The 12,343-nt window shown below is 69.2% G+C and carries 12 protein-coding genes; 7 read left to right on the forward strand and 5 right to left on the reverse strand.

Annotation, left to right across the window (positions count from 1 at the left end):
• Nucleotides 1–44 precede the first annotated feature (44 nt).
• The 6 genes from AB0F88_RS04945 (at nt 45) to AB0F88_RS04970 (ending at nt 6,237) form a co-directional block, all read left to right on the forward strand.
• Nucleotides 45–719: a Uma2 family endonuclease gene (locus AB0F88_RS04945; RefSeq protein ID WP_362677958.1), complete on the forward strand. Its 675-nt coding sequence runs from the start codon at nt 45–47 to the stop codon at nt 717–719.
• Between the two features lie 83 nt (nt 720–802).
• Nucleotides 803–1,558 carry an amino acid ABC transporter ATP-binding protein gene (locus AB0F88_RS04950; RefSeq protein ID WP_362677441.1) on the forward strand — a complete coding sequence of 252 codons (756 nt, stop codon included), beginning with the start codon at nt 803–805 and terminating at the stop codon, nt 1,556–1,558.
• A 77-nt stretch (nt 1,559–1,635) separates the two neighbouring features.
• Nucleotides 1,636–2,430, forward strand: a complete 795-nt coding sequence (locus AB0F88_RS04955; protein WP_362677443.1) for a glutamate ABC transporter substrate-binding protein — start codon at nt 1,636–1,638, stop codon at nt 2,428–2,430.
• 60 nt (nt 2,431–2,490) lie between these two features.
• Nucleotides 2,491–3,159, forward strand: a complete 669-nt coding sequence (locus tag AB0F88_RS04960) for an amino acid ABC transporter permease (RefSeq protein ID WP_362677445.1) — start codon at nt 2,491–2,493, stop codon at nt 3,157–3,159.
• On the forward strand, nt 3,156–4,106 hold the full coding sequence (locus AB0F88_RS04965) for an amino acid ABC transporter permease (protein ID WP_362677447.1): 951 nt from the start codon (nt 3,156–3,158) through the stop codon (nt 4,104–4,106). The genes AB0F88_RS04960 and AB0F88_RS04965 overlap by 4 nt, the downstream gene beginning before the upstream one ends.
• Before the next feature lie 253 nt (nt 4,107–4,359).
• A complete protein-coding gene (locus tag AB0F88_RS04970) occupies nt 4,360–6,237 on the forward strand; it encodes a prolyl oligopeptidase family serine peptidase (protein ID WP_362677449.1) in 1,878 nt (625 codons plus the stop codon).
• 201 nt (nt 6,238–6,438) lie between these two features.
• Here the strand turns inward: AB0F88_RS04970 and rny are convergent, their stop codons facing one another.
• The 3 genes from rny to recA form a co-directional block, all read right to left on the reverse strand.
• Nucleotides 6,439–8,013 carry a ribonuclease Y gene (gene rny, locus AB0F88_RS04975; protein ID WP_362677451.1) on the reverse strand — a complete coding sequence of 525 codons (1,575 nt, stop codon included), beginning with the start codon at nt 8,011–8,013 and terminating at the stop codon, nt 6,439–6,441.
• Between the two features lie 325 nt (nt 8,014–8,338).
• Entirely contained in the window at nt 8,339–9,277 is a 939-nt protein-coding gene (recX, locus tag AB0F88_RS04980; RefSeq protein ID WP_362677453.1) for a recombination regulator RecX, read from the reverse strand.
• 14 nt (nt 9,278–9,291) lie between these two features.
• Entirely contained in the window at nt 9,292–10,434 is a 1,143-nt protein-coding gene (gene recA / locus AB0F88_RS04985) for a recombinase RecA (RefSeq protein ID WP_362677455.1), read from the reverse strand.
• Between the two features lie 335 nt (nt 10,435–10,769).
• On the opposite strand from recA, the gene AB0F88_RS04990 reads away from it, so the two are divergent.
• Nucleotides 10,770–11,048 (forward strand): hypothetical protein, encoded by a 279-nt coding sequence (locus AB0F88_RS04990; protein WP_362677457.1) that lies wholly within the window; start codon nt 10,770–10,772, stop codon nt 11,046–11,048.
• A gap of 312 nt (nt 11,049–11,360) precedes the next feature.
• Here AB0F88_RS04990 and AB0F88_RS04995 read toward each other — a convergent pair whose 3' ends face one another.
• Both AB0F88_RS04995 and AB0F88_RS05000 read right to left on the reverse strand, forming a co-directional pair.
• Nucleotides 11,361–11,555, reverse strand: a complete 195-nt coding sequence (locus tag AB0F88_RS04995) for a DUF3046 domain-containing protein (RefSeq protein WP_362677459.1) — start codon at nt 11,553–11,555, stop codon at nt 11,361–11,363.
• Nucleotides 11,556–11,796: 241 nt separating this feature from the next.
• Nucleotides 11,797–12,285, reverse strand: a complete 489-nt coding sequence (locus tag AB0F88_RS05000; protein WP_362677461.1) for a VOC family protein — start codon at nt 12,283–12,285, stop codon at nt 11,797–11,799.
• Between the last annotated feature and the right edge of the window lie 58 nt (nt 12,286–12,343).

Genomic DNA, 12,343 nt, shown 5'->3' on the forward strand with positions numbered 1-12,343 from the left:
ATTAGGACTCGACCGACAGCTGAGAGTGGTGAGCCACGGTGGCGATGCTCGTGCAGACCTCGGAGGCCCCGGTGAAGGCCAAGAAGCCCGCAAAGAAGCCACGCAAGAAGCCGCAGAGCACCGCGGTCCCGGCGGCGGGCTTCTGGGAGACACCCGGCGAACTCGGCATCGACGAATGGTTCGAGCTCAACTCCCGCGATGACGGCGGCCGCTACGAGCTCATCGACGGGAGCCTGATCGTGTCTCCTGCCCCATCCGCCCAGCATCAGTGGATCGGCGACCGGCTCCGCCGGTTCCTGGAGGACTCCGCCCCCGAGGAGTTGATGGTCGTCACCGGCACCGGGCTCCTCCTGGACTCCCGGCCGGGCGTCATTCCGGACGTCATGGTCGTGGAACGGAAACCGATCCGCGACGGCGCCCAGGTCGTCGACCCGGAATGGGCTCACCTCGTCGTGGAGATCGTCTCCAGGTCCACCACGGCCGTGGATCGGATCATCAAGCCGGCGAAGTACGCGGAGGCCGGGATCCCTCACTTCTGGCGCGTCGAGATGAAACCGTTCCGGGGGCAGGGATCCGACGAGCTTCCGGTGATTTTCACGTACGCCCTCGACGAGAACGACGACTACCAGCTCGTCCACCGCGTCGCCACCGGAACGACCGTGAACCTGACGAAACCGTTCGCGTTCAGGGTTGACCCCGAGGCCCTGAGCAGGATTTGATGATCAAGGTGTGAGCAGGCCGTGATCTGATCGGTACCGCAGGGTTAGCCTCAGGTGCCCTTTACAGAATTACGTTGTCCACCATGACGGAGAACGGGGACAAGACTCCTCTGGTCGTGCTCGAAGGCGTCAACAAGCACTTCGGCAGCCTGCACGTCCTTCGGGACATCAATCTGACGATCTCCCGCGGCGAGGTCCTCGTCGTCATCGGCCCATCGGGCGGCGGCAAGTCGACCCTCTGCCGGACGATCAACCGGCTGGAGGCGATCGACGAGGGAACCATCACCTTCGACGGGCAGCCGCTCGCGGCCGAGGGCAAGACCCTGGCCAAGCTCAGGTCCGAGGTCGGGATGGTGTTCCAGTCCTTCAACCTGTTCGCGCACAAGACGATCCTCGAGAACGTCACCCTCGGGCCGATCAAGGTTCGCGGCATCGCGAAGGCCGAAGCGGAGCGGCGGGGCATGGAGTTGCTGGAGCGGGTCGGCATCGGCGCCCAGGCGTCGAAGTATCCCGCGCAGCTCTCGGGAGGCCAGCAGCAGCGCGTGGCGATCGCCCGCGCCCTGGCCATGGACCCCAAGATGATCCTGTTCGACGAGCCGACCTCGGCGCTCGACCCGGAGATGGTCCAGGAGGTGCTCGACGTCATGATCGGCCTCGCCCAGGAGGGCATGACGATGATGGTCGTCACCCACGAGATGGGCTTCGCCCGCCGCGCGGCGAACCGCGTGGTGTTCATGGCCGAGGGCCAGATCGTGGAGGAGAACACCCCCGAGGAGTTCTTCACCAACGCCAGGACCGGCCGGGCCAAGGACTTCCTCTCCAAGATCCTCACTCACTGACGGCTCTGCTCATCCCTGATATGTCCCTGATGAAAGACGAGGTAGCAAGAATGCGTGTACGTCGTATTGGAGCCGTGGTGATCGCAGCCGCGGCGGCGATGGCCGGTCTGACCGCGTGCGGCGACGACGCCGGCGGCGGAAGCGACAAGTTCGTGGTGGGCATCAAGGTCGACCAGCCCGGCCTCGGGCAGAAGCAGCCCGACGGCTCCTTCAAGGGGTTCGACGTCGACGTTGCCCGGTATGTCGCCAAGGAGCTCGGCTACACGGACGACAAGATTGAGTTCAAGGAGGCCATCTCGGCCAACCGCGAGTCTTTCATCCAGCAGGGCCAGGTCAACGCCGTGATCGCGACCTACTCGATCACCGACGACCGCAAGAAGAAGGTCGCCTTCGCCGGCCCGTACCTGGTCACCGGCCAGGACATCCTGACCCGGGCGGACGACACCACGATCAACAGCGTCGAGGACCTCAAGACCAAGAAGGTCTGCGGCGCCCAGGGCTCCTCCTCGCCCGCCCGCCTGGTCGAGAAGTTCGGCGACGAGTGGAAGAGCGGCTTCCTCACCGAGCAGCAGGGCTACGGCGCCTGCCTGCCGCTGCTGGAGAACAAGCAGGTCGACGCGATCTCCACCGACGCGACGATCCTGGCCGGCTTCGCCACCCAGTCCCCCGGCAAGTTCCGCCTCGTCGGCAAGCCCTTCTCCGAGGAGAAGTACGGCATCGGCCTGAAGCTGGACGACAAGGCGACCCGCGACAAGGTCAACGCCGCCGTCGAGAAGATGTTCAAGGACGGCGCCTGGAAGAAGGCCATCGACGCCAACTTCGGCGAGTTCGGGAAGTTCTTCACCACCCCGCCGGCTGTCGAGCGCTACTGATCGGTCACAACCTGGGCCGGGGCGTGCGAACGCCCCGGCCTGTGACCTTTGGAGGGATGAGTGCAGGCACTCTTCGATGAGTTCCCGATCATTCGGGACGCTTTCTGGTTGACGATACGGCTCACCCTCGCCAGCGGGCTGGTGGCGCTCGTGCTCGGGACGATCCTCGCGGGCATGCGGGTGAGCCCGCTGCCGATCCTGCGCGGGATCGGCACGGCGTACGTGAACATCCTGCGGAACACCCCGCTGACGCTGGTGATCGTGTTCTGCGGGCTGGGCCTCGGCCTGGTCCTGGACGTCTCGTTCTCCGAGAGCCTGTCCACCAACTACCTGTGGCTCTCCATCATCGGACTGTCCGCCTACACGGCGGCGTTCGTCTGCGAGGCGATCCGGGCCGGGATCAACACGGTCCCGGTCGGCCAGGCGGAGGCGGCCCGCGCCATCGGGCTCACGTTCGGCCAGAACCTGAGGCTGATCGTGCTGCCCCAGGCGTTCCGCGCGGTGATCGCCCCGCTGGGCAGCATCCTGATCGCGTTGACCAAGAACACCACGATCGCCGCGGCCATCGGGGTGGGTGAGGCGTCCCTGACCATGAAGACGCTGTTCGAGGCGCACGGCGACGCGGTCATCCAGATCTTCGCCGGGTTCGCGCTGGGCTTTTTGATCCTGACCCTGCCGACCGGACTGCTGTTCGGCTGGCTGGCCAAGCGCCTGGCGGTGGTCCGATGACCGCGGTCACCGCCGAGCGGCCCCCGGCGCGCAAGCGGCGCGTCGAGAGCTCGGAAAACGTCAGCGTCCTTTACGACATTCCCGGCCCCAAGGCCCGGATACGCAACAACGTGCTCACCGTGCTGGTCGTCCTCGCCGTGCTGTTCGCGGTGTACGTGATGGTGACCAAGCTCGGCGAGAAGAACCAGCTCAACGCCGACCTGTGGACGCCGTTCCTGCGCGGCGACGTGTGGATCAACCTGATCCTGCCCGGCCTGGTCAACACGCTCAGCGCGGCCGCGGTGGCGGCGCTGATCGCGGTGCCGTTCGGGTTCGTCTTCGGCATCGGCCGGCTCTCGGCGAACGCCTGGATCCGCCGCTCCTCGGGGGCGGTCGTCGAGTTCTTCCGGGCGATCCCGCTACTGATCATGATCTTCGCGGTGATGTTCGGCGGGAGCGCGGTCTTCGGGCTCACCGTGACGCCCTTCTGGGCGGTGGTGATCGGCCTGGTCCTGTACAACGGCTCGGTGCTGGCGGAGATCGTACGGGCGGGCATCCTGTCCATCCCCCGGGGGCAGAGCGAGGCCGCGCTCGCGGTCGGCCTGCGTCCGGGCCAGGTGATGCGGATGATCCTGCTGCCGCAGGCGGTCACGGTCATGATGCCGGCGATCGTGGCGCAGCTGGTGGTGCTCCTGAAGGACACCGCCCTGGGCTTCATCGTGTCGTTCGAGGACCTGCTGAACGCGGGGGCGCGCGTGCTGCCCTCCAACTTCAACAACATCATTCCCGCCGTGATCGTCATCGCGATCATCTACATCATCATCAACGTGATGGTGGGCGCCGTCGCCACCTGGCTGGAGAGGCGGAGCCGTCGCAGCAGGAAGACCGCGGCCAAGCCGATCGCCCGGCCCGACTCGCCGACGGCGGTCGAGGGCGGCCTCGGAACTCCCACCACCCCGGCTCCGTAGGAACACCGTAGGAACACGGCAGCCTCGGAGAACACGGCAGCCCAAGGGCGGTCACCGGATCCGGTGACCGCCCTTCCGCGTGCCGGGCGGGTGAAAACATCCGCAGGCCGGCTTAAGGCGGAGACCGGACCAACGGCTCTCATCTCATCATTCCCCCCGATCTCACGGCCCGCGCGGTTCACCGGCGGCATATCTCGGGTGACGCGAGCGTGATACCGGCGACACGCGGCGGGTTATCGGGCAGGATTGCGCCATGTCCCCCGAGCAGGTCGTCCTGCCGTACGCCACCTGGCCGTCGCCGGTCTCCACCTCCGACGTGGCCCGTTCCGGGCTGCGCCTCGGATACCCGACGGTGCTCGGCGAGGAGGTCTGGTGGACCGAGGACCGTCCCGCCGAGGGCGGGCGGACCACCATCGTGCACCGGAGCGCCGACGGCGCCCAGCGCGAGCTGCTGAGCGCGCCGTGGAGCGCCAGGACCAGGGTCCACGAGTACGGCGGACGGTCGTACGCCGTGGTGCCCGGCCAGGGCGTAGTGTTCGCCAACTTCGTCGACCAGCGCCTCTACCTGCTGCCCACCGGTGGCGAGCCCAGGCCGCTCACGCCGGAGCCCGAGGAGCCGGCGGCCCTGCGCTACGCGGACCCGGTCCTCCACGACGGGCAGATCTGGTGCGTCAGGGAGCGCCACGACGGCGGCCGGGTGAGCCGGTCGATCGTGTCCGTCCCGCTGTCCGGCGAGGGCGAGCCGCGCGAACGGGCCGGCGGGCACGACTTCTACGCCTCCCCCGCCGTCTCCCCCGACGGCGAGCACCTGGCCTTCGTCTGCTGGGACCACCCCCGGATGCCGTGGAACGGCACCGAGCTGTGGATCTCCCGGCTCGCCGACGGCACGTCCTGGAAGGTCAAGGGCGGCGTCTCGGAGTCGGTGCTCGCCCCGCGGTGGCGCGACGAGCAGCACCTCTACCTGGTCTCCGACTGGTCGGGCTGGTGGAACCTCTACCTGGTCGGGATCCACGGCACCTCGGCGAAGGCGCTCCACCCGGCGGAGCAGGAGTTCGCGGGGCCGCTGTGGCAGCTGGGCGCGATGCCGTACGCGCTGCTGGACGACGGGAGCCTCGCGGTCCTGCACGGACGGGGCGACCTGCGGCTGGGGGTCCTCGACCCGGACAGTGGCGTGCTGAGCGACCTGGACGCGCCCTACGACGGCTGGGAGGTGGTGCTGGCCACCGACGGGCGCGCCGTGGTCGGGATCGGGTACGGCCCGGCGCTGCCCCGGTCGATCGTCCGGATCGACACCGTGACCGGGCGGCTGGAGGAGCTCCGCCGGGACGTCAACGAGCTGCCCGATCCCGGTTACCTGCCGCGCGCCAAGCCCGTGGAGTTCGAGAGCCGGTTCGGGCGCGAGGTGCACGCGTTCCTCTACCCCCCGTCCAACCCCGTGGCGCGCGGCGAGGGCCCCGCGCCGTATGTCGTGTTCGTGCACGGCGGGCCGACCGGGAACAGCGTCGGCGCGCTCGACCTGGAGAAGACGTTCCTCACCAGCAGGGGCATCGGCGTGCTCGACGTCAACTACGGCGGCTCCACCGGCTACGGCCGCGTCTACCGCGAGCGGCTGCGCGGCCAGTGGGGCGTGGTCGACGTCGAGGACGCGATCGCCGCGGCCGAGTGGCTGGCCGCGGAGGGGCTGGGCGACCCGGCGCGGATCGCGATCCGTGGCGGTAGCGCGGGCGGCTGGACGGTCATGGCGGCCTGCTGCGCGTCCGACGCGTTCGCCGGAGGCGTCTCCTACTACGGCGTGAGCGGGCTCGCCAACTTCAGCGCGACCACCCACGACTTCGAGTCGCGTTACGTCGAGTGGCTGATCGGCCCGGAGGACCCCGCCCTGTACGCCTCGCGCGAACCCGTCGGCCGGGTGGCGGGGGTGAGCTGCCCCATGCTGCTCCTCCAGGGCCTGTCCGACCCGGTGGTCCCCCCGGCGCAGTCACAGGCCTTCGCCGACGCTCTCGCCGAGCGCGGCGTTCCCTGCACCTACCTCACGTTCGAGGGGGAGGCCCACGGCTTCCGCCGCGCCGAGACCCGTAGCGCGGCCCTGGCCACCGAGCTCGCCTTCTACCAGCAGATCTTCCATTCCTGAGCGAGAGGCCGGGTGGACCGGCGGATCGCCGGACGGATCAGCGAACCGGGCGGATCGACGTGCTCCCCGGTTGAGCGGACTGGTCCGGTGGGTTGGTCCGGTGGGTTGGGCGGACCCGGCCGGTTGGGCGGGTCCGGCGCGCAGCGGGTCCGGCCGGTAGGACGGGTTCAGCGGGCAGCGGACCCGGCCGGTAGGACGGGTTCAGCGGGCGAACTCGGTGGCCCGCGATTCGCGGACGACCGTGATGCGGATCTGGCCGGGGTAGGTGAGCTCCTCCTCGACCTGCTTGGCGACGTCGCGGGCGATCACCTGGGCCTGGATGTCGTCGACCGCGTCGGGCTTCACCATGACCCTGATCTCCCGGCCCGCCTGCATGGCGAAGACCTTCTCCACGCCCTCGTAGGAGGTGGCGATCTCCTCAAGACGCTCCAGCCGCTTGACGTAGGCCTCCAGCGACTCGCGGCGGGCGCCGGGACGGCTGCCGCTGATCGCGTCGGCGGCCTGGGTGAGAACGGCCTCGACGGTCTTGACCTCGACCTCGTTGTGGTGGGCCTCGATGGCGTGGACGACGTCCTCGTGCTCGCCGTATCGTCTGGCGATCTCGGCGCCGATGAGCGCGTGGCTGCCCTCGACCTCGTGGGTGAGGGCCTTGCCGATGTCGTGCAGGAGCGTGCAGCGCTTGAGCAGCGTCGTGTCGAGCCGCAGCTCGGCCGCCATGATGCCGGCGATGTGGGCCGACTCGATGAGGTGGCCGAGCACGTTCTGGCCGTAGGAGGTGCGGTAACGGAGCTGGCCGAGGAGGGTGACGAGCTCGGGATGCATGTCGGTGATGCCGAGCTCCACCAGGGCGTCCTCGCCCGCGCGCACGCACAGCTCCTGGACCTCGGCCTTGCTGCGCTCGTGGGCCTCCTCGATGCGCTGCGGATGGATGCGGCCGTCGAGGACGAGCTTCTCCAGGGTGAGCCGCGCGGTCTCGCGGCGGACCGGGTCGAAGCACGACAGCAGCACGGCTTCCGGCGTGTCATCGATGATCAGATTGACGCCGGTGGTCGACTCGAAGGCCCGGATGTTGCGGCCCTCACGGCCGATGATGCGCCCCTTCATCTCGTCACCGGGCAGGTGCAGGACGCTCACCACGGACTCGGCGGTCTGCTCGGTGGCCACCCGCTGGACCGCCAGCGTGACGATTTTGGTGGCGCGCTTCTCGCCCTCCTTGCGGGCCTCCCCTTCGATCTCCCTGATGATCAGCGCGGCCTCGCGCTTCGCCTGGTTCTCGATCTCCCTGACCAGCTCGGCCCTGGCCTGGTCGCTGGTGAACCCAGACACCCGTTCCAGGATGGTCCTGCGCTCCTCGGCGACCCGTTCGAGATCCTCGCGACGGTCGGCCAGCTCGGTCTCCGTCTCGGCGAGCTTGCGGGCCCGGTCGGCCTGGCGCCTGGCCTCCTCGTCGAGACGCTGCTCGCGCTCCGCCAGCCGGTTCTCCCTGCGTTCGAGGTCGGACCGGAGCTCCTTGAGCTCGTACTTCAGGATCTTGCCCTCGGCCTCGGCCTCCTTGCGCATCTCGGCCGCAGCCTCGATCGCCGTCTCCGACTTGCGCAGCAGCTCTCCGGCGTCGTCCTTGGCCTTCGCCCGGATGTCGGCGGCCTCGCGCCTGGCCTCCTCCAGGTGGGCCTGGACCTCGGCCTCCTGCTCGGGCGTGGGGCCCTTCGCGGCCCCGGCTCCACCGACACGACGCAGCAACACGACCAGCACGGCTGTCATCACGGCGAGAGCCATAACCGCCACTGTCAACATGACGACCACGACCGGATCCATGCGCGCCTCACCTTCCTCGCGTCGCAAATATCAGGCACACGAGGGGTCACACGCACGGCACGGAAAGCCCGAGAGACGGCACCGTCGGGACAGAAGTGAACCCAGAGGGGATCACCCACCGGCTGTTCCCGCCGGTCCATCGTCCCGTCCTCATCCGCCAAGCCTGCTTGTCCGTATTACACCGCTATGACAATCCGCGCTGCGCGGAGTAACTCCTCACTGCCGTTGAGATTAAGCGTCAGAGAGGTAACGAGCAAGCAAAGACCCGCTGTCAAGCTGCTTTGGACTAGTCGAGTGGATAGCCCGGATCCTCCGCGAATGGCGACGTTTCCGCCCCTTCGTCCTCCAGCACTTCGCGGATCACGCGAAATGCCAGGCCGGGGCCGTACCCCTTGCGGGCGAGCATGCCGGCAAGCCTGCGGGTCCTGACCGCGGGCTCCAGACCCCGGGTCGAGGAGAGTTTGCGCCGCACAAGGCGACGGGCGGTCTCCGCCTCCTCCTCGGGGTCGAGCCGATCCACCGCTTCCTTCACGGTCTCCTCGTCCACCCCTCGGTGGCGGAGCTCCGAGGCGAGGGCCTTTCTGGCGAGACCCCGTCCGGAGTGACGCGAGCTCACCCATGCCGCGGCGAACGCCTCGTCGTCGATGAGCCCGACCTCGGAGAAGCGCTCCAGCACGGCGTCCGCCGCCTCCTGGGGCACCTCGCGCTTGCGCAGCGCCTCCGCGAGCTGGGCCCGGGTGCGCGGCGCCATGGTCAGCAGCCGCAGGCAGATGCCTCGCGCAACCGCCTGCGGATCGGATCCGGCCCCCCGGCTCGTCCGGGACCCCTCGGCCGGCCCGTCGGACCTGTCACGCCCACCGAAACCGTCACGTCCGCCGGACCTGCCGCGTCCGATGGGCCTGCCGGATCCGCCAGGCCCATCGGATCCGTCTCCATCGGATCCATCAGATCCGTCGAATCGGTCAGATCCGTCGAATCGGTCAGAAAGAAAGCCCGGGGTAGAGCTCCCGGACCGCCGCCCACGCCGTGAGGCACGCTTCTTCCGGCCTCGCGGCCCGTCACTCGCCGGGTCCGCGGCTTCCTCGCGAAAGCCTCCCTCCGAGGTGGACGGACCGTGGTCGTGCCCGCGCCTGCCCGATGAACCCGCCCGAGGTTCGTCGGGCCAGGCTCCCCAGTCTCTCGGCCCGGCCTCGCCGGCCGGACCGGAGTCAGGTCCCGTGGTCATCGATCAGCCCGGATTCAGGCGTCACCCGGCTTGGGGGCGGCGGCGGCCTTGGAACCACGACCGGACGCGGCGGGAGCCGAAGCGGCACCGGACGCGCGGCCGGACGCGGCGGCAGGGGCCGAGGCCACGGGGACGGGCGACGGGGCGGCCGGGCTGTCGACGCGCGGGCCGACGCCGAGCTTCTCCTTGATCTTCTTCTCGATCTCGTTCGCCATGTCCGGGTGGCTCTTGAGGAAGTTTCGCGCGTTCTCCTTACCCTGACCGAGCTGGTCACCCTCGTAGGTGTACCAGGCGCCGGACTTGCGGACGAAGCCGTGCTCGACGCCCATGTCGATCAGGCCACCCTCGCGGGAGATGCCGACGCCGTAGAGGATGTCGAAGTCGGCCACCCGGAAGGGCGGGGCCATCTTGTTCTTGACGACCTTCACCCGGGTGCGGTTGCCGACCGCCTCGGTGCCGTCCTTCAGCGTCTCGATGCGGCGGATGTCGAGGCGGACCGAGGCGTAGAACTTCAGCGCCTTTCCACCGGTCGTGGTCTCGGGCGAGCCGAACATGACGCCGATCTTCTCGCGGAGCTGGTTGATGAAGATCGCGGTGGTGCCGGTGTTGTTGAGCGCGCCGGCGACCTTGCGCAGCGCCTGGGACATCAGGCGGGCCTGGAGGCCGACGTGGCTGTCGCCCATCTCGCCCTCGATCTCGGCCTTGGGCACCAGGGCCGCGACCGAGTCGATGACCAGCAGGTCGACGGCGCCGGACCGGATCAGCATGTCGGCGATCTCCAGCGCCTGCTCACCGGTGTCGGGCTGGGAGACGAGCAGCGCGTCGGTGTCGACGCCCAGCTTCTGGGCGTACTCCGGGTCGAGCGCGTGCTCGGCGTCGATGAACGCGGCGATGCCGCCACCACGCTGGGCGTTGGCCACCGCGTGCAGGGCGACCGTGGTCTTGCCCGAGGACTCGGGACCGTAGACCTCGACGATGCGGCCGCGCGGGAAGCCGCCGATGCCGAGGGCCACGTCGAGCGCGATGGAGCCGGTGGGAACCACCTCGATGGGCGCCCGGGTCTCGTCGCCCAGGCGCATGATCGAGCCCTTGCCGAACTGCCGCTCGATCTGAGCGAGTGCGGTCTCAAGCGCCTTCTCGCGGTCGTTAGCTGCCATGGGAGCCCCCTGAAGGGTCGCGGGTTGGGTCGGTTGCCAGAAAGCTACGGGGTGCCGCCGACAATTTCGGAAGGGCACGCCAAGAGTGGTGGCTTGTTCAATATAGCCGAACGACTGTTCGATCGCCGCCCGTTGGCACCATACGTTGCGGGAGTCTCGAACCGCCGCGGAGTCCTCCCGCGCACGACCGGGCGCGGCCGGGCGGGCCGCCGGGCCACGGCTTCGGGAGATGCGGACCCCATCCGGGAGGAGACATTTCCAAGAATTGCCCAGGACCTGTTGTAACCGGGTTGACCTGGAGTGATCCTGAGGGGAAACGACCCGAGGTGCCCGACGTGCCCAACACGTTCACGCAGCAACGTCTAGCCCATCTCGATTCCCTCGCCGCCGAACTGCGACAACGGGGGCTGGCGAGCCGCACCCTCGGAGGCGCCGCCCCGGTGCTGTGGGTGTGGCATCCGGACAGCCGCCGGCAGACCATCGTCTTCGCCACCCCGGTCAGGGACGGCTGGCTGTTCCTGTGGGCACCGGACGGTGAGGAGAGCGCCGACGATCCCGCGCGGGCGGCCGACTCTGTGGAGAAGCTCCTCGCCCCGCTCACGGAACCGTCCTGACCGGCCCTTCCCGGCTCCCCGGCTCTCGGCCTCCGGCCCCTCGAAGGGCCCCTCGGGCCTTCCCCCGGCCCTTCTGATCTTTCACCGTGGGCCCAGGGCCTCCACGGGATCTCGGGCTTTCACGGGATCTCGGGCTTTCACGGGATCTCGGGCTTTCACGGGATCTCGGGCTTTCACGGGATCTCGGGCTTTCACGGGATCTTGGGCGCTCGGGTTTCCACCGTGGCCTGAGGCTCTCCGGCCCTTCACGCTTCCCGGACGCCCTCCACGCTCTCCGGCTCTCCGCTCACCGGGCCGCGCGCTCACCGGCTCTCAGCGGAGCCCGGGCGCGACGTCGGTCACCCCGCACACGGCGCGCCAGACCTCCTTGGCCCCGACCCCCTCGGCCAGCGCCTGGATCACGGTCCGGCCGCCGAGGTCGGCGATGACGTAGTCGCGGGCCCACGACTCGGCGTACTGGTCGCCGAAGTGTGACTTCATCCGCTTCCAGAAATCCGATAGACGCATGCCCCAAGTATGGATCCCCTCCGCCGTGCCGCGACCCACCCCGGCGAGCCGCCGGGCCGCGAGCCGCCCGCGTCCTGCGCTCCCGGCCTCCGCCGGACGGGGCGAGCCGGAGACGGAGCAGGCAAGACGGCGGCGGCGGGGGCGAGGGCGAGGGCGAGGGGAGCGTCGCAGGCGAGAACAGGGGGCGAGGACAGGGGGCGAGGGGGCGAGGGCGGGGCGGCCGGAGGCGGAAGAGGGGGCATCAGAGCACGCGGGAGCCGTACATCTCGCCGAGGGGGTCGGCGAGCAGTTCCAGGCGGGCCCCGTCGGGGTCGGCGAAGTAGATCGACGCGCCGCTCTCGACCTGGTGCGGAACGCCCGCCGCCTCCAGCTTGCCCCGCAGGCGCTCCCACGTGGAGGGATCGACGGAGATGGCGACGTGGTGGAGCCCGCCGAGGACCTCCTTGTAGGGGCCGAGGTCCAGGTCGGGGAAGTCGAAGAAGGCGAGCAGGTTGCCGTTGCCGATGTCGAAGAAGAAGTGGTTCGATCCCCGGTAGTCGCGGTTCTCGAAGATCTCCGTCAGCGGGAACTCCAGGAGGTCCTGGTAGAACGCGATCGTCGTCTCGACGTCGGAGGAGATCAGCGCGAAGTGGTGCAGCCCCCTCGCACTGCTCGGCGGGCGGTGCGCCCTGAGGTGCTCCGCCTTGATCCGCTCGCGTGTCGCCTCGATGGCCTGATGGTCGATGCTCACCGTTAGCTCACCACTCAATACGTCGTGTGTTCGTCAAAGCCATGTCCTCAACGGCAGG

It is taken from the genome of Streptosporangium sp. NPDC023963 (assembly GCF_040639135.1).
GTDB lineage: Bacteria > Actinomycetota > Actinomycetes > Streptosporangiales > Streptosporangiaceae > Streptosporangium.